The organism is Rhodanobacter sp. BL-MT-08, assembly GCF_054161255.1.
In genome coordinates this window covers 3,303,930-3,322,138 of the sequence record NZ_CP167872.1, presented here as the reverse complement: position 1 = coordinate 3,322,138, position 18,209 = coordinate 3,303,930, and the positions used below count along the sequence as shown (strand labels likewise).

The window sequence follows — 18,209 nt, the reverse complement described above, 5'->3', positions numbered from 1 at the left end:
GAGTGGCTCAACGCCCGCCGGGTTTCGCAGGGGGCTGTCCCTGGAATCGCATGCGCTGCGCCGGTGGCAGCTGTCGAAACTGCTGCATCAGTTTTTCGCGCTGCTCGGGCGGCAGCTCCTGGAAATGCTCGAACGTGGCGTGCAGCCTGGCGCGCTCTTCCGGCGGCAGCTGCCGGAACTGCTGCAGGTTGGCGCGAGCTTCCCTGCGCTGTTCCGGCGTCATGGCCTGCCAGTGCGCGATACGCAGGCGCACCTCATCACGCTTTTCCGGCGGTAGCGTTACCCAGTGCTCTGACTTCAGCAGCATGTTCTGCTGTCGACGCGGCGGCAGGGTGTCCCATTTTTCGCGCAGCGGCGACAGTACGTCGCGCTGCGCAGGGGTGAGGCTGCTCCACGGACGCGGCGGCGGCATGTTTTGCGGGGACACCGGAAGACCCTGCGCATGCAGTGGAGCGACCGCCGGTCCGGCCAGGAGCACGGCCAAGAGCAGCGGCAGGATCCATGAAAAAACCTGACGCATGGCTCAGCGGTTCGCCGGCTGACTGGTCACCGCATTGTTTGCCGCCAGCCAGCCGTAAAAGTCGAGGTTCTGGTAAAGGCTCGGATCGGCCTTTTCCGCGTCCGGCGGCAGATCGCTGTCCACTTCCGCGCTTTGCTCGGTGCTGCTGGTCTGGCTGGTCGGGACCGTCGGACCGTGCGACAAGGGCTGCCATACCATCAGCATGGCGAAGGCAATCGCCGCAAACGCGCCGGTCGGTACCAGCCAGCGTGCGGTATGACGTTGCGGCGCCGAGGCTGCAGTCAGCGCCTGCCGCCGTGCAGCGCGCAGGCGCCCGGCGGTAGCCGGATCGATGCGCTGGCCGGCTTCGCGGTAAAGCGTGCGCGCGCGGCGCGCGATTCGCTGATCGCGCAAATCGGCGGGCTCCGCGGTGGGATGATCGGATGTGTTGTTGCCAGGCGCAGTCATCGCCAGTCCTCCAGTTGGTCGCGCAGATGATGCATCGCACGCGACAGATGTGTTTTGACGCTGCCTTCCGAACAGCCCATGGCCCGGGCGGTTTCGGCCACGTCCAGACCTTCCAGCATGCGCAGCATGAAGGCCTCGCGCTGGCGCTGGGGCAGCTGTTTCACCGCCGCTGCCATGTCGGCGTAGGACTGCGCATCGTGCAGCCGGTCGAGCGGGCCGGGGCTATGATCGGCCGGCTCCCATACCGGCATCTCGCTGCCTTCGTCATCCTTGCCGCCGCCCAGCCAGCCCACCACGATCGAGCGCACCTTGCGGCGGCGCTGCAGATCGACGATGCGCCGGCGCAGGATGCCCCAGAACAGCGGCGGCCATTCGGCCGCTGGCTTCTCGCGGTAGTGCTTGACCAGCCGCAGCATGGCGTCCTGCACCGCATCCATCGCATCCTCGCGGTGGCGGAGATTGAGTTCCGCCATGCGAAAGGCGCGACGTTCGACCTGCGCCAGAAACGCATCCAGCGTGGCGGGGGTCTCCTGCACGCCGTCCATCAGCATATCGGTTTCAAGGGTTCCGGCCACCGTGCTCATGGCCACGGCATCCGCATCGTCGGTTGATGCATGCGCAGGCTCCATCGGTTCGACACCCGTATTCAACGCAGCACGCTCGCACGGGTTGACTGGCAACCGTATAGTGTGCGAACAACTAAGTCCTGGCGGGGTGGGGTCATGATCGACGGTTTCCTGGCGCTGTACATCTTCATGCTTGCGGCATTTACCGGGTATGAAATCATCGCGCGGGTGCCGGTGATCCTGCACACGCCGCTGATGTCCGGGTCCAATTTCGTGCACGGTATTGTGCTGGTTGGCGCCATGATCGCGCTAGGTCGCGCCGAAACCCCGCTGGAAATGACTATCGGTTTCATCGGCGTGCTGCTCGGCGCCGGCAACGCCGCCGGCGGTTACGTGGTGACGGAGCGGATGCTGGAAATGTTCAAGTCCAGCAAGCCCGATGCCGGTAAAGCGGCCGCCAAGGAGTCCAAGTGATGACCTGGCTGCCGACGTTGATCAAGGCCTGCTATTTCCTCGCGGCACTACTTTTCATTCTCGGCCTGAAGCGCATGAGCTCACCGCGCACGGCGCGTGGTGGCATCGTGTGGGCGGGCTACGGCATGCTGGTCGCGGTGCTGGCCACGTTTTTCCTGCCGGACATGCACAATCGCGGGCTGATCATTGCGGCGGTGGTCATTGGCGTAGGCGCGGCCTGGTGGAGCGGCAAGCGGGTGGCCATGACGGCCATGCCGCAGATGGTGGCGCTTTACAACGGCATGGGCGGCGGTGCGGCGGCGGCGATCGGCGCGGTCGAGCTGATCGGCTATGTGCGCCATCTGCTGCTGGTGCAGGGTATTCCCGATACGGCGCCGCTGCGGCCGGAGGCCTGGGCCACCGATGCGCTGCATCCGGTTGTTGCCGTGGTGGCGCTGTCGCCGATCGAGCTGGCGCTGGGTGTGCTCGGTGCGCTGATCGGCGCGGTGAGCTTTTCCGGATCGCTGATCGCGTTTTCCAAACTGCAGGGCTGGCTGGACAAGCGCTTCGTGTTTCCGGCACAGCGCGCGGTGAATCTGCTGCTGCTCGCGGCGGCGGTAGTGATCGGCGTGCTTCTGACCAGCGGTTATGCCAGCTATCCGCTGATTGCGGCATTTTTTGCGCTGGCTCTGCTGTTCGGCCTGATGATGACGCTGCCGATCGGCGGCGCCGACATGCCGGTGGTGATCTCGCTGTACAACGCGTTTACCGGGTTGGCGGTTGCGTTTGAAGGCTTTGTGCTGGGCAACGAGACAATGATCATCGCCGGCACCGTGGTCGGTGCGGCTGGCACGCTGCTGACCCAGCTGATGGCCAAGGCGATGAACCGCTCGATCGGCAACGTGCTTTTCGGCAGCTTCGGTGCCGCTGGCGGCGAAGCGCAGGCGATCGACGGCGCGCAAAAGCCGGTCGACGCGGCCGATGCTGCCGTGATGATGGCCTACGCCGAGCGCGTGGTGATCGTGCCGGGCTATGGCATGGCCGTGGCGCAGGCGCAGCACAAGGTGTGGGAGTTCGCCCAGCTGCTGATCAAGCGCGGGGTCAAGGTGAAGTTCGCCATCCACCCTGTCGCCGGCCGCATGCCGGGCCACATGAACGTGCTGCTGGCCGAGGCCGGCGTGCCGTACGATCTGATCGCCGACATGGACGAGATCAACCCGGAGTTTCCGGCCACCGACGTGGCGCTGGTGATTGGCGCCAACGACGTGGTCAATCCGCTGGCCAAGACCGATCCGGCCTCGCCGATCTACGGCATGCCGATTCTCGACGTCAGCAACGCCAAGCATGTGATCGTGGTCAAACGCGGCAAGGGCACCGGTTTTGCCGGCATCGAGAATGCGCTGTTCTACGCCGACAACACCCGCATGCTTTACGGCGATGGGCAGGCGGCGGCTGGCGAACTGGTCAGCGAACTGAAGTCGATGGACGCCTGACGGCTATGTCGGCAGCTTTTTGATCGGTGCCGGGCGGCGACCCAGCCAGGCCGCCAGCAGTATCGCGAGCACGGTCCATACGCCTTCCGACACCGAGAAGCCGATGCGCGCCAGCTGCCACAGCATGCCTGCGCCGGCGGTCTGCAGCGTTTCCAGCAGGCCAAGACCCATGCTGCCGGCGATCTGCGCCGCCGCAATCAGCATGCTGACGTAGATCGATGCCAGCAACGTCGCCAGCGCCGCGAGCAGGGCGGCCCCGTTGCCCGGCTTGTGCACACCATGGCGAATCGCCCAGGCCAGAATGACCGCGATTGGCAGCACCAGCCACGGCAGCGGGTGACGCTGATAAAGCGTGACCACCATCCACAGCGCGCCCGCCGCCAGTCCGAGCATGGCGGCGATAAAGACCGCGACGACGATGCCGAAAACCGAGCGCGCGCTCATGCGCCGATCCGCTGCGTGTGCACGCTCGGCAGGTGCTGACGGATCGGGCTGTGTCGGGTCATACAGTGCGCCATCAGGCATTCATCCATCGGGCAAAGTCGCCATCATAACGCGGCTGGCCACGGGCTCTTCTCAGGTCAAATTCTTGAGTTCCGCAATTCCGACCTGATCTTTCTCACGCCAGCCCGCGTCGCGGGCGGCATAATGGGCGACTGGGCGCGGCGTTTCGCCGGTCCGCCGACATTTTTCGCAGACAGCGCATTGGCAGGTGGCATGAGCGGTTTCAGTTTGAGCAGCGAGCCTTTCACCCTGCAGCGCGACTGCAGCGCGGTGATGGTGCCGCAGGGCGAAGTGGTGGTGTTGCCGGCCGGTCAGATCGGCTACATCACGCAGGCGCTGGGCGGGAGCTTTACCGTCTACGTGGAAGGCAATCTTTTCCGCATTGCCGGCAAGGAGGCCGACGCGCTGGGCAAGGAGCTGCCGCCGGCCATCGAGCTGGCGGCCAACGCTTCCGACGCCGACGTAGAGAAGGTCGCGTGGGATCAGCTGCGCACCGTGTTCGATCCGGAGATTCCGGTCAACGTGGTGGAGCTCGGCCTGGTCTACGACCTCAGCCTGGAACAGACCGAATCCGGCGCGCGCAAGGTCTATGTCAAGCTAACGCTCACCGCGCCGGGCTGCGGCATGGGCGACATTCTGGTGGACGACGCGCGAACCAAGCTGGAGATGATCCCCACCATCGTCGAAGCGGACGTGGATCTGGTGTTCGATCCACCCTGGACGCATTCGATGATGTCCGACGCGGCCAAGCTCGAAACCGGCATGCTCTGAGCGGGTAGTCGCGAAACGTCGTGGTTCGATGCACGGTCGGTGTTCTCTGATTCGCAAAATATAACGAAAGCCTCCACGGCTCGCCCCCTCCTCCGGCGGGCCGTTTGCTTGTGCGAGCGTCGACGGGCCTGAATTGCGGCCGGCACGAGCGTTCCGTGAGCTGGTCGACAATCGTAAGAAATATTCGTATTGCCTGGCGAAGGCGCAAGTAATAACGTCAAATTGTCTGGCTGACAGCGGATGGATCGACGAACACCTGTCCATATCCGCCCCTAGCCAGCGCCGCGTCAGCAATCGAGCCCCGCCACAAGCACGCGGGGGATGGGACGCGAGCAGAACCTGCTCCGGGAGCGCCGGGCAGTCAACGAGTGCGAGGCCGTGCCGCCAGCACGGCGAACTGGAATGGGGTCCACACGGCCGCATCGGGCGGTTTTGTCCCCACACATCGTGGAGTTCTCACCTAATGCTCAACACTTTTCGCTCAAAGCTGATGCTTGCAACGATCGGCATGGTTGCCGCGTCAACCGCCACCGCGGCCACCACACAAACCCTGCGTGCGCAAAACCTCGCTGCGCAGCCGGTCAGCACGCTGGCCGCGCGTTTGAATCTCGGTCAGGACATGAGCCTGGTAGCGCGCAACGCCGTGCCGCTGGCCAATGGCGCTCAGGTCGTGCGCCAGCAGCAGCTTTATCGCGGCGTGCCGGTGTATGGCCGCAGCATTGCCGTGGTGCAGGATGCCAGCGGGAATGCGCTGCGCGCCACCGGCGAGCTGATGCAAAGCACCGCGGCCGACTTGATTTCGGTCGTCCCCAAACTGACGCCCGCGGCTGCCATCGACATCCTCAAAGGGCACGCGCACACCGTGCTGGTGGCGGGCACCACCATGCAGAACCCGAAGACCGATCTATTCGTGTATCCGCAGGAGAACGGCCCGACGCGGCTGGTGTATAGCGTGTCGTACTTTGTGAATGACCCGCAAAAGCCGAGCCGTCCTACCGCCATCATCGATGCGGATACCGGTGAGGTGATCCAGAGCTGGGACGGCCTCACCGATGCCAGCGCCAACGGCCCGGGCGGCAACAGCAAGACCGGCAAATACGCTTACGGCACGGATTTCGCCGCGCTCAACGTCACCCAGTCGGGCACGACCTGCACGCTGAAAAATACCGACGTGGCCACCTACAACCTCAAGAACGCCACGTCCGGCGCTGGCACCCTTGTCAGCTTTATCTGCCCGACCAGCAACACCGATGCGATCAACGGCGCGTACTCGCCGGCCAACGACGCGCACCACTTTGGCAGCGTCGTGCACGACATGTATCAGGGCTACACCGGCGGCAATCCGCTGAGCTTTTCGCTGGTGATGAAGGTGCATTACGGCAAGAATTACGAGAACGCGTTCTGGGACGGTTCGGTGATGAGCTTCGGCGACGGCGCCACCACGTTCTATCCGCTGGTGTCGCTGGATGTGACCGGTCACGAGATCAGCCACGGTTATACCGAGCAGCATTCGGCATTGCAGTACACGGGGCAGTCCGGCGGCATGAACGAGGCCTATTCGGATATGGCCGGTGAGGCGTCGGAGTATTTCGACCGCGGCAGCAACGACTTTCTGGTGGGTGCGGACATCATCAAGAACGGCACGGCGCTGCGCTATATGTGCAACCCGCCGCAGGACGGTGGCTCGATCGACAACGCCGCCAACTACACGTCGAGCCTCGACGTGCATTACTCCAGCGGCGTCTACAACAAGTCGTTCTGCCTGCTGGCCAAGACCTCCGGCTGGGATACCAAAAAGGCCTTCCAGGTTTATGCGCTGGCCAACAAGGTGTACTGGACGGCCACGTCAACATTCAACTCCGGCGCCTGCGGCGTGGAGTCGGCGGCGACCGATCTGGGTTACAACAAGAACGACGTGATCGCGGCCTTCAACGGCGTCGGCGTGACCTGCCCGGGCACGGGCGGCGGTGACAGCACAGGTGGCCTGCAAAACGGCGTGGCGGTGACGGGATTGAGCGCCGCCAAAGGGACTTCGTTGAACTACACGGTGACCGTGCCGGCGGGTTCGGGCACACTGACCATCGCCACCTCCGGCGGTACGGGTGATGCGGACCTCTACGTCAAGCTCGGCTCTGCGCCAACCACCAGCAGCTACACCTGCCGCCCGTACAAGACCGGCAATGCGGAAAGCTGCACCTTTACCGCGTCATCCGGCACGTACTACATCAAGCTCAATGCGTACGCCGCGTTCTCGGGGGTTTCGCTGAAAGCCAGTTGGTAGTTGGAAGGGGCTATCTGCCCCACTATTGATCGCCAAGTGGAATAGAAAAGGGCCTGACGAGATTTCGTCAGGCCCTTTTCTTGTTTTCCGCGTTCGTCGCGCTGTCGAACGATCGACAGGAAAAACTTCAGTCCGCCGCTTCCTCGAAGCGATTTGCATCACGATTCTTGCGCACCTTGGCCGGATCCCACACCCGGCCGTTCATGGCGATATACACGCCGTCGGGCAAAGTCTGCACGGCGGCCACGGCGCAGCCGATATTGAACACCGCGTCGGAGCCCTGAAAGCGCGCGGGATTCAGCGCGCCGGTCAGCACGATGACCTTACCTTCGATCTGCGCAAGCTCGCGGGCGGTTTCCACCATGGTGTCGGTGCCGTGCGTCACCAGCACATGCCGGTTGGCCTGGCCTTCGATGGTCGAGCGCACCAGGGCACGATCGTCCGCACCCATGTGCAGGCTGTCCTTGCGCAGAATCGGAATCACCTCGAACTGAAACGCCACGCCGAGCTGCGCGAGTATCTCGCCGATCTGCGGTGCGCCAATCTTGTAGTCCGACTTGTCGTCGAAATAGATCTTGTCGATGGTGCCGCCGGTGGTGACGATGGTCAGATGCTGCATGAGGATAGCCAGGGTGGGAATTCCGACATTTTAGCTGCTGCGCCCGCGCCGTGCCTTCGACGCTTGATCTAGGAATTTTTTACGGCTGCGATCTTGCGTCATGCAGGGTCACAGTGGCGCACTAAGTCAACAGCAGCGCCGTGTCGTCAGCGTCCTGCGTGCTCAGCCGCAGCAGGCCGTGCCCGACAAAGCGGCGTAACGCGGCGGCCGGTCGCGCGTCGCCGCGCGCGTTGGACCACGTGGCCTGCCGCGCGAGTAGAGCGGCTGCCGCGCAACGTGCCAGAGTGGTCGCCAATCCGCGCGCGCCGGCTTCCAGCAAGTCGCGGTTCGTATGCTCGGTATCAGTGAAGCCCGCCGCCGCATCGAGCGCTGCGCGAATTGCCTGGATCGCAGTGGCATCTTCGCAGCTGTCCAGCCAGCCTTCGATGGCGGTGCGCAGCGCGCTGAAACTGTCGCCGGCCAGCGCGCGCAGGCTGTCCAGCGACAGCACGTTGGTGGTGCCTTCCCAGATCGAGTACACCTGCGCATCGCGCAAAAGCTGCGGCAGGCCGGTGTCCTCGATATAGCCCGCGCCACCGAAGCACTCCAGCGCCTCGGAGCAGATCTTGACCGCCATCTTGCCGGTCCACAGCTTGGTCAGCGGCGTAAGCAGGCGCAGCAGCAGCGCTTCGTGCGGCGCGGCGACGCGCTGCTCGACGCGGCCCAGCAGATGCGCGACTTCGAACGTTAAAGCGAAGGCGCCTTCGAACTCGGCCTGCATGTCGGCCAGCGTCTGCGCGTGCAGCGGCTGCTCGATCAATAGACGTCCAAACGACTCCCGCCGCTGCGCGTAATCGCGCGCCAGGCTGATCGCGCGCGTCATGCTGGCGATAGCGCATACGGCGTTCCAGGTGCGTGTGACGTTGAGCATCGGTGCAATCTGCCGCACGCCGTTGGCCAGCTCGCCCAGCGGCCAGGCGGGCAATCCTTCCAGATGGATTTCTGCCGTGGGCAGTTCGTGCGTACCGAGCTTGTCCTTGAGCCGGTCGATGACGAGCCCGGCTTTGCGCTGGTTACCGTTGGTGGCCGCGTCGCTCTCCATCGTTTCGACATAGAAAAGCGCCAGTGCGCCGGTGCCGCTGCCGGCACCCTCCGGGCGCGCCAGCGCGAGCGCGGCTTCGCCCACCACAGCCGAACTGAACCACTTGCGCCCGTACAAGCGCCATTGGCCATCGGCATCCTGTCGCGCGATGGTTTCAGTGTTGCCGACGTCGGAACCGCCGGCGTTCTCGGTCATCCACTGCCCGCTGAGCCAGAAGCTTGACGCGTCGCGGCTGAGAAAATGCGGCAACGCGCGATCGATCAGCTCTTTGTTGCCGGAGGCCTTGAGCGCAGTCGCCGCGCCGTCAGTCATCGCCAGCGGGCAGGTATAGAACTCGCTGGCCACGTGATAGAGATAGGCGCGGGCGAACTGCTCCAGCCGCGCGTGTTCATTGTCGGCATGGCCTGATGCAAGCACGCCGTGGCGCGTGGTGAGCTGCGGTCCTTCCAGCCACGCGGTAGTCAATTCGATGCGGTCGACCCGACGACCCCATGCATCCCACTGCGTCAGCACCGGTTTGCGCCGCGTGCTGCTGCCCACCCGCTGCCACGCCATCTGCGCGTAATCACCCAGCGCATCGAGGTCGGCATCCAGCGCCGCCATGCGTGCCGTCGGCACGACGCGATCGAGCAGCGCGCGCAGCGATCGATCGGTGCGATACGGGTGAGCCAGCTGCGGTGCATCCTGCAGGAAGGCCATGACGCTCTCCATCGACTGTCGAAGTACCAAAGTATAAGCACGCAAGCAGTTGGGCTGCCGTGCTGGCATCATCGGCCGCAGGTTTCCCTGGCAGAGAACGACATGCGATTTTCTGAAGCGATGCAATCCGTTATTCGTCACGGCGACGGCTGGCAGGCGACGATTGGCGAGGACTGGCTGCAGGGGCGCAGCGCATTCGGTGGCATGCAGGCGGCGCTGGCGCTGCGTGCCATGCGCGAGCTGGTGAGTGCGGATATGCCATTGCGCAGCCTGCAGACGACGTTTGTCGCGCCGGTGCCGCCCGGTCCGGTCGCCATTCACGCGCGAATCTTGCGCAAGGGGCGCAGCGCCACGCAGATCGAAGCCAGCTTCGGCGACGGCGAGCAGACGCTGTGCCGACTGGTCGGCGTATTCGGCAGCGCGCGGCCTTCGGTGCTCGACTTTCAGCCCGAACAGCCGGCGGTCGAGAGTGACGTGCCGCGCGAACTGCGCTACGTGGAAGGCCGGATGCCCGCCTTCACGCAGCACTTTCGCGCGCGCTGGCTGCGCGGCGATCTGCCGTTTACCGGCGGCCACAGTCGGGAAAGCGTTCTGCAGGTGTCGCTGCGTGATGAGGGAGCGCCGGAAGAAACCCACGTGCTGGCCTTCGCCGATTTCATTCCGCCGATCGCCCTGGGCATGTTCAAGCAGCCCACGCCGGGCAGCTCGCTGACGTGGATGATCGAGCTGCTGCGCGACCGCTATGACGATCTCGGCCTGGACAACTGGCGCATCGACGCCCAGCTGATCGCCGCGCGCGATGGCTACACCAACCAGAGTGTGATGCTGTGGGGTCCTCGTGGTGAGCCGGTGGCGCTCAGTCGGCAGAGCATGGTGGTGTTTGGGTAATGAGTTGCACTTGTGTCAGCGGCGTTTTGTCCGGGTGTAGGCTGCCAGTGGAACAACTCCAGCCGCTTTGAGCACCCATGCCACTTTCCTCTGCCACGGCCCGATTTACCGCTGTTACGGAACTCAGCCGCTGGCGCGTAGCCGGTATCGTTTTCGTGTTCCTGTGGTTTTTTCTCGGCGGCATCGCGCATTTCGCATTGACGCAAACCGAGATGCGCATCGTGCCGCCCTATATTCCGTGGCCGCATGCTGCTGTGCTGGTGAGCGGCATTTTCGAGCTGATCGGTGCGGCAGGGTTGCTCTGGGGCAGAACGCGGCGCGCGGCGGGTATCGGTCTTTTCGTTCTGACGCTGGCGGTGACGCCGCCGCATTTCTACATGCTGCAGCATCCGGAGCTGTTCGGCGTTCCGTACTGGGCGCTGATCCTGCGGCTGCCGGTGCAGGTCGCGCTGCTAGCGCTTATCGCCTGGAGCACGGCGAGACCGAAATCGGATAGCGTCAGTTAGCTTCCGCTACCGGCATCGGGATTTTCCGTGGCGGGTTGCCGCATCTGCCCCGTGCTCCCTTTAGGCCGTCACGAACTCTTGTTCAACCGCCTGACACATTGGCAAGATGAGCCAGACAGCTGAGTGAACGCATGGACAAGATGATGACAGAGCCGTTAACGCTACCCACCGCCGAAGGTGTGCGGCGCTATCCGCGCACGGAGGGCTATTTTCCCGAGTTGCCTTCCACAGAGCTGTCTCCCGATCTGGACAAGCCATGTACCTGCACCCCGGCCTGCAAGTCGCGTTGCGGCGGGGAGTGTGGATGTGCGGCCTGTCATATGCAGTTTTCGGTCTGGCGCGAGGAGCGCGGCGTGCAGGCGATTCGCCCTGCCGAGCCCGAGCACGAGACTCAGCTGAAACGCTATCGTGGTGAAGTTCGCTGAGCGAAAGCTCGCCGCATGGTGCGCGGCTAGACTCTAGCGCCGCAGCGAATCGTCCACGCTGTCTCCATCACCACTCATTTGAACGAAGAGGACATCGCATGAAAGCACGTTGGATTGTTCTGGCTGGTGCCCTGGTGCTGGCCGGCTGCGGCAAGGATCATCAGGGCAGTGAGACGTACGACGCGTCGATTCTGCGCGAAACCCAGTGCGTCGCGGCATCCGAGCGCTTCCAGCTTTACGATCAAGCCAAGAAACACACCGAGCACGCGAAAGACGCCGAAGACGAGCGCTTCGACAAGACCAAGCTGCGCAGCGATCTTGGCCAGAGGCTGAAAGAAGCGCGTGTGGCGATGATCGCGCAGGACAAGTCGGACAACGCCGCGTTCCTGAAGAACCGCTGCAATACCGAGATGTCGCAAGACCAGTTCAACGACGCCGAATAAGCGATGTCATCGGCCGCCGCATTGCCAAAGGATTTCCCGTGAAAGCTCTTCTCTGCAAAACGTTCGGTCCGATTGAAAATCTCAGGGTCGAGGAAGTCGAAGCGCCGACCGCCGGGCCTGGTCAGGTGGTGGTGACGGTCAAGGCGGCCGCGCTCAACTTTCCCGATGCGCTGATCGTGCAGGGCCTGTATCAGGTCAAGCCGACGCTGCCGTTTTCGCCCGGCGCCGAGTTTGCCGGCGTGGTGAAAACGGTGGGTGAGGGCGTGAGCCATGTGAAGGCCGGTGATCGCGTGATAGCGCTGGTGCCGCACGGGGCGCTGGCCGAAGAGTGCGCTGTCGACGCGCGCGGCGTGATTCCCTTGCCCGAGGACATGGACTTCGCCACCGGTTCGGCGCTGCTGCTGACCTACTGCACGTCGCTGCACGCGCTGAAGGATGTGGCGAAGCTGGCCGCGGGCGAGACGCTGCTGGTGCTCGGCGCGTCCGGCGGCGTGGGTATCGCCGCGATCGAAATCGGCAAGCTGATGGGCGCGCGGGTGATTGCGGCCGCCTCCAGCGACGAGAAGCTGGCGCTGTGCCGTGAGCACGGCGCCGACGAGACCATCGACTACGCGCGCGATGACCTGCGCGAGAGCGTCGACGCCCTCACCGAAAAGCGCGGCGTCGATGTGGTGTACGACGCGGTGGGCGGGGCCTACAGTGAGGCGGCGTTGCGCGCGACGGCCTGGGGCGGTCGCCTGCTGGTGGTCGGCTTTGCGACGGGCGACATTCCGCGGCTGCCGTTGAATCTGGCGTTGCTGAAGGAGCGTCAGATTCTCGGCGTCTACTGGGGCGACTGGGCCAAGCGCAACCCGAAGCTGCAGCAGGAGCATATGCTGCAGCTGCTGGAGTGGTTCCGCGGCGGAAAGATTGCGCCGCCGGTCACCGAGCAGCTGCCGCTGTCGGGCGCCGTCGACGCACTGCAGCGCATGGCCCGGCGCGAAGCGCGCGGAAAACTGGTGGTGCTCGCCGACAGCTAGAGCCGGGTAGAGCTTGGCTGATCGAGGTGGTTGCTCCTGTTTTTTCCTGTGTTTTCCATAGCTCTGTGCGGCGCCAGGACAGGATTCCCCATGGCCCGTGAATCGAGCGCGCCGATCGCGGGCGCGATAAATCTAGGCGATGCGGGGTTTTCCGGGCATATTGACGCACCGCCGCGTCAACCATCCCAGTAAGAGTCGGCTTCCCCTTGGCGTTTGATTCCGCTTGTAGGGGGCTGTTGGCCTGCCTCTGACTGCGTTACCTCGTCATACGATCCTCGGCAAGTGATGTCCACCCAATCCTCCATCGAGCGCGATATCGCGCTGATTTCCCGATCCAATGCCGTGCCCACGATATTGGAAGTGGTGGCGCGCACCACCGGCATGCGTTTCACCGCGGTCGCCAGAGTGACTGACACTCACTGGACCGCCTGCGCGGTCTACGATCGGATCGAGTTTGGACTGAAGCCCGGCGGTGAGCTGGTGCTCGACTCGACCATCTGCAACGAGATTCGCGAGCACCATCAGCCGGTGATTTTCGGGCATGCCAGCGAGCATGAGGTGTTTGCCAATCACCCCACGCCGAAGTTGTACTGCTTCGAAAGCTATATTTCGATTCCCATTTTCCTGTCGGACGAAAGTTTTTTCGGCACGCTGTGTGCGATCGATCCGGCGCCGGCAAAACTGGACGATCCCGAGCTGCTGAAGACGCTGGAGCTGTTCGCCCAGCTGATTGCAGCCCAATACGAGGCCGAGCGACGCAGCGACACGGCGGAGTTGGCCCTGCTCGACGAGCAATCTACGGCGCGGCTGCGCGACCAGTTTGTCGCCGTGCTGGGACACGACCTGCGCAACCCCGTGCAGTCGATCACCATGGGCGCAGACATGCTCGAACGCGATCTGCCTGACGGGCGCGAGCGGCGCATCGCCAGACACATTCAGCGCAGCTGCCAGCGCATGAGCGAGCTGATCAGCAACATCATGGATTTTGCGCTCGGCAAGCTTGGCGAAGGTATTGCCGCATCGATGGAGCGGTCGCCCGACCTTGCCGGCGATCTGGAGCACGTCGTATCGGAAATACAGCGTGCGCACCCTGATCGCGAAATCATCGTCACCACGTCGCTGCAGCAAACGTTTGCCTGCGATCAGCGGCGCATCGGCCAGCTGCTCGGCAATCTGCTTTCCAACGCGATCACGCACGGATCGCCCGCGTCGCCGGTGCAGGTTTTCATTCTCAGCAATGCATCGCATTTCGAGCTCGCCGTGGAAAATGCGGGCAAGCCTATCGCCGAGGACGCGATCGAGCGCCTGTTTCAGCCGTTTACGCGGGGCACGTTTGCCTCGCCGAAACCCGGACTCGGGCTTGGTCTGTACATTGCCGCCGAGATCGCCAAGGCGCACGGCGGGACGCTGCAGGCGATATCGAACAACGCGGTCACCCGCTTCGTGTTCCGCATGTCGCTCGATGGCCACGCCAGCAGCCTGCATCAGGGTATCGTCGAAAGTACGGGCGCCTGAGCTTTATTGGTCCACGCTCGTGGGTGCTGCAATGTCTTAAGTTCAGATCAGGCCAGGGGCGGCTTTGCGGCTGGCTTCGGGCTGCGCCGTACGCCTGCACCCAAGGTGCCGATCAGCAGCAGCGTCAGCAGCACTTCCACCAGCGCGAGCCAGCGCTCGCCGGGCGAGCTCCACGACTCGGCGACGCCGTGGCAAAAATAGAACAGGCTGAGTATGCCGACCCACAGCAGCGCGCGGCGAATTCTGCGGATAGCCAGCAGCGGCAGCATCAGTGGTACGACGGTGATGGCAAGCACCAGCCACACGGGCACCGTCTGCGGCGGCACCAGCCACGCGTGCCAGATCAGCTGCAGCGCAAGCAGGCCGGCCCAGGCGCAGAGGCCCCAGCGCTGCTCGGAAGTGACGGGTGTCGTCACGCGCCGGCCGCCAGTCGGCGCGCGGTGTCGGCCAGGCGGCGGCCCAGCGCGCGGGCCAGGTCGCGTTCGTGTTCGCTGATCGGGTTGTCGCCCTTGCCGCCGGCGACGTGGCTGGCGCCGTAGGGCGTGCCGCCGGTTTGCGTGGCGCTAAGCGCGGCTTCCGTATAGGGCAGGCCGAGCAGCAGCATGCCGTGGTGGAGCAGCGGCAGCGCCATCGTCAGCAGGGTGGATTCCTGGCCGCCGTGCATCGTGCTGGTGGAGGTGAACAGCGCGGCCGGCTTGCCGACCAGGGTGCCGTTGGCCCACTCGGCGCCGGTGCTGTCGAGGAAGTATTTCAGCGGTGCGGCCATATTGCCGAAGCGGGTGGGGCTGCCCATTGCCAGGCCGATGCATTCGAGCAGATCGTGCTTCTGCACGTAGGGTGCTCCTTCGTCCGGCTCGGGAGGCTGCGCGGTTTCCGTGACCGGTGCCACCGGCGGTACCTGGCGCAGCCGCGCGCGCATGCCGGGCACTTCTTCGATGCCGCGCGCCACCAGTCGGGCCAGCTGCGCGGTGCTGCCGGTGCGGCTGTAGTACAGAACGAGAATGTCGTGGCTCATGCGGTGGGATCCGTGTGGTGACTTGCATGCCAGGCGAATGCGTTGAGGCTTTCACAGGCGATACGCTAGTGTACCTATCGATATCCAGAGCGTCGGCCGCTGCGACGCGAACTCCTTTGAGAAAACCGATGGTCTTGCGTTTCAACCGCAATCGCGTGATGCAGTTCAGCCGCTTCTTGTGGCAGCGCTTTGTCGACGACAAGTGCTTCGAGACGGCCGGTGCGTTGTCTTACACCACGCTGGTTTCGCTGGTGCCGCTGACGGTGGCGGTGTTTGCGATGTTTTCGGCGTTCCCGGTATTTCAGGGCGCGCGCACCACGCTGGTCGATTTCGTGTTCAACAACTTTGTGCCGGCGGCCGGCGAGACGGTGCAGAAAGCGATCCAGAGTTTTGCCGATAACGCGAGCAAGCTCACCGGTATCAGCATCCTGGTGATGCTGTTCAGTGCGCTGTCGATGATGATCAGCATCGAGGACCGGCTCAACCAGATCTGGCGTGTGCACAAGGCGCGCGGCTGGGGCTCGCGACTGCTGCTGTACTGGGCGGCGCTGACGTTGGGGCCGATACTCGTCGTTGGCGGCATCGCGGTAACCTCTTACGTCACAGCGCTACCGCTGCTGCAGGGCGCAGCGACGCAGATCGACGGCATCGGCCGTAGCTTGTTCAGCGTGCTGCCGTTCGTGGTGACTTTTTTTACGCTCTGGCTGCTGTATGCGGTGGTGCCCAACTGCAATGTGTCCCGGCGTGACGCGCTGATCGGCGCCACGCTAGGGGCGATACTCTTCGAAATCGTGCGCTGGGGCTTCACCCTGTTCGTGCGGCACGCGCAGACGTATCAGCAGATTTACGGCGCGGCACTGGCGGCGATTCCGATTTTTCTGCTGTGGATTTATCTGTCGTGGGTGATCGTGATTCTGTCCGCGTCGATTGCGGCGTCGGTGTCGGCGTTCGATTTTCATGCGCCGAAAGAGCGTCTGCCGGCCGGTGCCGAGTTTCTCGGCCTGCTGGTGGTATTGGGACTGTTTATCGACGCACAGCGCAGCGGCGACACGCTGGACCACGCCAAGATACGGCAGTACGCGCCGTATCTGCATCGCGGAATCATTGCCGACTATTTTCTGGAGCTCGAGCAGGCCGAACTGATCACGCAGAGTGAGCTGGGCCACTGGCTGCTGAGCCGAAGCCTGGACAGCACCGACCTGCTGCGCGCGTACGAACATTCCCGCTATCGTCTGCCATTGAATCCGGTGGAAGAGGCGGCTGAGCTCGGCATCGCGCTGCCGCAGCCGCTGCTTGGACTGCTGGCGACATTGGCTGATGAAGTGGCCGCCACACTGGCGACCCGTCTCAACACCGTTTATCCCCCGGACGCGAACCGCGCGGCCGATACCAAGGAACTACCCGCATGATTTCTCTGCCTCGCAAACTCGCCTTTGTCGCGATGTCTCTTGGACTGCTCGTCGCTATTCCGGCGCACGCCGCGATGCCGGAAAAACCCACGCTGAAAGTCACCACGATCGACGGCAAGACCTTCGATCTGGCGGCCGAGCGCGGCAAGTGGGTCATCGTCAATTACTGGGCGACCTGGTGCGTGCCCTGCATCAAGGAGATGCCCGATATTTCAAAATTCGTGGCGACTCACAAGAACGTCGCCGCGATTGGCCTGGCGTTCGACGACAGCGCGCCGGCGGACATCAGGGCCTTTGTGGCCAAGCACCCGGTGGTGTACCCGATTGCGCAGGTGACGATGGACAAGCCGGTCAAGGATTTCGACGAGCCACGCGGTTTGCCGACGACCTGGCTGATCGATCCGCAGGGCAAGGTAGCCAAGCCTTTCGTGGGGCCGGTGACGGCGTCGATGCTCGCTGCGGCGATCGGCGGCAAGTAATGCCAGCCGCGAGATTCATCGTCAGCGGCCGGGTGCAGGGCGTGTTCTACCGGGCCAGCACGCGCGAGCATGCGTCGAATCTCGGCCTAGCTGGCCACGCGAAAAATCTTTCCAGCGGCGAGGTCGAAGTGCTGGCTGTCGGCGACGTCGCCGCGCTGGATGCGCTGGAGCAGTGGCTCCAGCAGGGCCCGCCTGCGGCCAAAGTCATGTCAGTGAGTCGCGAGGATCTGGCTGACGACATGATCGGTGAGACCGTACGGCAGGACTTCCACATCCGCTAGCTTCGCCTTAGCTGTCGCCAAACGTATCGGGTACCCACACGGCCTTGTCGGTGACGTTCTCATGCGCAGGCTCGCCTTTCAGCGCGGAGAGTTCGACTTCGGCGATCGGCTCGTCGTCGAATGGCAGCTGCTTCAGCAGATGACGGATCAGGTTTACGCGGCCGCGCTTCTGGTCGTTGAAATCCACCACGAACCACGGCGCGTGTTTGGCGTCGGTGCGCTTGATCATGGTGTCACGCAGCTTGCCCATCTCGACGTATTTCTGGCGCGCGGCCATATCCACCGGCGACAGCTTCCAGCGTTTCAGCGGATTCTCGGCGCGCTGGTTGAAGCGCTCCTCCTGCTCCTCCTGGTCCACCGCCAGCCAGTACTTCAATAGGATGATGCCGTCGTCGGTGAGCAGTTTTTCAAAGGTCGGCACGGCGTCGAGAAAGGCCTTGTATTCGTCCTTGCTGCAAAAACCCATGGCCGGCTCGACCACGGCGCGGTTGTACCAGCTGCGATCGAACAGCACGAACTCGCCCGCGCTCGGCAGGTGTTCGATGTAGCGCTGGAAATACCACTGGGTCGACTCGTGTTCGCTGGGCTTGGACAGGGCGGCAATGCGGTAGCTGCGCGTATCCAGGCTTTCGGTAATGGCCTTGATCGTGCCGCCTTTGCCGGCCGCGTCGCGCCCCTCGAAGATCACCACCAGTCGCTTGCCGCTGCGCTTGAGACCGTGCTGCAAGCGTATCAGCTCCAGCTGCAGCTCTTTCATGGCCTTGCGGTAGTGGTGCTTGGCTTTCTTGCCCATGG

22 protein-coding genes are annotated in these 18,209 nt (G+C 63.8%); 13 read left to right on the top strand and 9 right to left on the bottom strand.

Going from position 1 to position 18,209, the window contains the following annotated elements; all coding sequences use genetic code 11:
• Positions 1–7: 7 nt before the first annotated feature.
• Genes ACDK93_RS14905 through ACDK93_RS14895 form a run of 3 tightly spaced genes read right to left on the bottom strand, consistent with a single transcriptional unit; the run spans position 8 to position 1,551 of the window.
• On the bottom strand, positions 8–520 hold the full coding sequence (locus tag ACDK93_RS14905) for a DUF3106 domain-containing protein (protein WP_458069637.1): 513 nt from the start codon (positions 518–520) through the stop codon (positions 8–10).
• 3 nt (positions 521–523) lie between these two features.
• Entirely contained in the window at positions 524–967 is a 444-nt protein-coding gene (locus ACDK93_RS14900) for a hypothetical protein (RefSeq protein ID WP_458069635.1), read from the bottom strand.
• Positions 964–1,551 (bottom strand): RNA polymerase sigma factor, encoded by a 588-nt coding sequence (locus ACDK93_RS14895; RefSeq protein ID WP_458069634.1) that lies wholly within the window; start codon positions 1,549–1,551, stop codon positions 964–966. The genes ACDK93_RS14900 and ACDK93_RS14895 overlap by 4 nt, the downstream gene beginning before the upstream one ends.
• Positions 1,552–1,689: 138 nt before the next feature.
• Here ACDK93_RS14895 and ACDK93_RS14890 point away from each other — a divergent pair, with 138 nt between their 5' ends.
• Together ACDK93_RS14890 and ACDK93_RS14885 are read left to right on the top strand one after the other, a co-directional pair.
• Entirely contained in the window at positions 1,690–2,007 is a 318-nt protein-coding gene (locus tag ACDK93_RS14890) for an NAD(P) transhydrogenase subunit alpha (RefSeq protein WP_458069632.1), read from the top strand.
• A complete protein-coding gene (locus ACDK93_RS14885; RefSeq protein WP_458069630.1) occupies positions 2,007–3,479 on the top strand; it encodes an NAD(P)(+) transhydrogenase (Re/Si-specific) subunit beta in 1,473 nt (490 codons plus the stop codon). Before ACDK93_RS14890 ends, ACDK93_RS14885 begins: the two co-directional genes overlap by 1 nt.
• Before the next feature lie 3 nt (positions 3,480–3,482).
• On the opposite strand, the gene ACDK93_RS14880 is transcribed toward ACDK93_RS14885, so the two are convergent.
• Complete coding sequence (locus ACDK93_RS14880) at positions 3,483–3,923, bottom strand: hypothetical protein (RefSeq protein WP_458069628.1); 441 nt, start codon at positions 3,921–3,923, stop codon at positions 3,483–3,485.
• A gap of 273 nt (positions 3,924–4,196) precedes the next feature.
• Between ACDK93_RS14880 and sufT the strand changes: the two genes are divergently transcribed.
• Both sufT and ACDK93_RS14870 read left to right on the top strand, forming a co-directional pair.
• Positions 4,197–4,754, top strand: coding sequence for a putative Fe-S cluster assembly protein SufT (gene sufT, locus ACDK93_RS14875; RefSeq protein ID WP_458069627.1), 558 nt, complete (start codon positions 4,197–4,199; stop codon positions 4,752–4,754).
• A gap of 463 nt (positions 4,755–5,217) precedes the next feature.
• Positions 5,218–7,035, top strand: a complete 1,818-nt coding sequence (locus ACDK93_RS14870) for a M4 family metallopeptidase (protein ID WP_458069626.1) — start codon at positions 5,218–5,220, stop codon at positions 7,033–7,035.
• Positions 7,036–7,162: 127 nt separating this feature from the next.
• Here ACDK93_RS14870 and ACDK93_RS14865 read toward each other — a convergent pair whose 3' ends face one another.
• Complete coding sequence (locus ACDK93_RS14865) at positions 7,163–7,654, bottom strand: asparaginase domain-containing protein (RefSeq protein ID WP_458069625.1); 492 nt, start codon at positions 7,652–7,654, stop codon at positions 7,163–7,165.
• Between the two features lie 121 nt (positions 7,655–7,775).
• The gene (locus ACDK93_RS14860) at positions 7,776–9,434 is read right to left on the bottom strand and encodes an acyl-CoA dehydrogenase family protein (RefSeq protein ID WP_458069624.1); all 1,659 of its coding nucleotides are present in this window, start codon (positions 9,432–9,434) and stop codon (positions 7,776–7,778) included.
• Between the two features lie 102 nt (positions 9,435–9,536).
• Between ACDK93_RS14860 and ACDK93_RS14855 the strand changes: the two genes are divergently transcribed.
• The 6 genes from ACDK93_RS14855 (at position 9,537) to ACDK93_RS14830 (ending at position 14,230) form a co-directional block, all read left to right on the top strand.
• Positions 9,537–10,322, top strand: a complete 786-nt coding sequence (locus ACDK93_RS14855) for an acyl-CoA thioesterase (RefSeq protein WP_458069623.1) — start codon at positions 9,537–9,539, stop codon at positions 10,320–10,322.
• Between the two features lie 77 nt (positions 10,323–10,399).
• On the top strand, positions 10,400–10,828 hold the full coding sequence (locus ACDK93_RS14850) for a DoxX family protein (protein ID WP_458069621.1): 429 nt from the start codon (positions 10,400–10,402) through the stop codon (positions 10,826–10,828).
• A gap of 131 nt (positions 10,829–10,959) precedes the next feature.
• The gene (locus tag ACDK93_RS14845) at positions 10,960–11,253 is read left to right on the top strand and encodes a hypothetical protein (RefSeq protein ID WP_458069619.1); all 294 of its coding nucleotides are present in this window, start codon (positions 10,960–10,962) and stop codon (positions 11,251–11,253) included.
• A gap of 98 nt (positions 11,254–11,351) precedes the next feature.
• Positions 11,352–11,696: a hypothetical protein gene (locus tag ACDK93_RS14840; RefSeq protein ID WP_458069617.1), complete on the top strand. Its 345-nt coding sequence runs from the start codon at positions 11,352–11,354 to the stop codon at positions 11,694–11,696.
• A gap of 38 nt (positions 11,697–11,734) precedes the next feature.
• Positions 11,735–12,715 (top strand): NADPH:quinone oxidoreductase family protein, encoded by a 981-nt coding sequence (locus ACDK93_RS14835; protein ID WP_458069615.1) that lies wholly within the window; start codon positions 11,735–11,737, stop codon positions 12,713–12,715.
• A 285-nt stretch (positions 12,716–13,000) separates the two neighbouring features.
• Entirely contained in the window at positions 13,001–14,230 is a 1,230-nt protein-coding gene (locus ACDK93_RS14830; RefSeq protein ID WP_458069613.1) for a GAF domain-containing sensor histidine kinase, read from the top strand.
• 47 nt (positions 14,231–14,277) lie between these two features.
• Here the strand turns inward: ACDK93_RS14830 and ACDK93_RS14825 are convergent, their stop codons facing one another.
• Complete coding sequence (locus tag ACDK93_RS14825) at positions 14,278–14,646, bottom strand: DUF2069 domain-containing protein (RefSeq protein WP_458069611.1); 369 nt, start codon at positions 14,644–14,646, stop codon at positions 14,278–14,280.
• Complete coding sequence (wrbA, locus tag ACDK93_RS14820) at positions 14,643–15,245, bottom strand: NAD(P)H:quinone oxidoreductase (protein WP_458069609.1); 603 nt, start codon at positions 15,243–15,245, stop codon at positions 14,643–14,645. Before wrbA ends, ACDK93_RS14825 begins: the two co-directional genes overlap by 4 nt.
• A 128-nt stretch (positions 15,246–15,373) precedes the next feature.
• Between wrbA and ACDK93_RS14815 the strand changes: the two genes are divergently transcribed.
• From ACDK93_RS14815 to ACDK93_RS14805, 3 genes are read left to right on the top strand one after another with little or no spacing between them, the layout of a single operon-like run.
• Entirely contained in the window at positions 15,374–16,654 is a 1,281-nt protein-coding gene (locus ACDK93_RS14815; RefSeq protein ID WP_458069608.1) for a YihY family inner membrane protein, read from the top strand.
• Positions 16,651–17,133, top strand: a complete 483-nt coding sequence (locus tag ACDK93_RS14810) for a TlpA family protein disulfide reductase (RefSeq protein WP_458069607.1) — start codon at positions 16,651–16,653, stop codon at positions 17,131–17,133. Before ACDK93_RS14815 ends, ACDK93_RS14810 begins: the two co-directional genes overlap by 4 nt.
• Positions 17,133–17,414, top strand: a complete 282-nt coding sequence (locus ACDK93_RS14805; RefSeq protein WP_458069606.1) for an acylphosphatase — start codon at positions 17,133–17,135, stop codon at positions 17,412–17,414. The genes ACDK93_RS14810 and ACDK93_RS14805 overlap by 1 nt, the downstream gene beginning before the upstream one ends.
• Positions 17,415–17,421: 7 nt before the next feature.
• On the opposite strand, the gene ppk2 is transcribed toward ACDK93_RS14805, so the two are convergent.
• A complete protein-coding gene (gene ppk2 / locus ACDK93_RS14800; protein WP_458069605.1) occupies positions 17,422–18,207 on the bottom strand; it encodes a polyphosphate kinase 2 in 786 nt (261 codons plus the stop codon).
• Between the last annotated feature and the right edge of the window lie 2 nt (positions 18,208–18,209).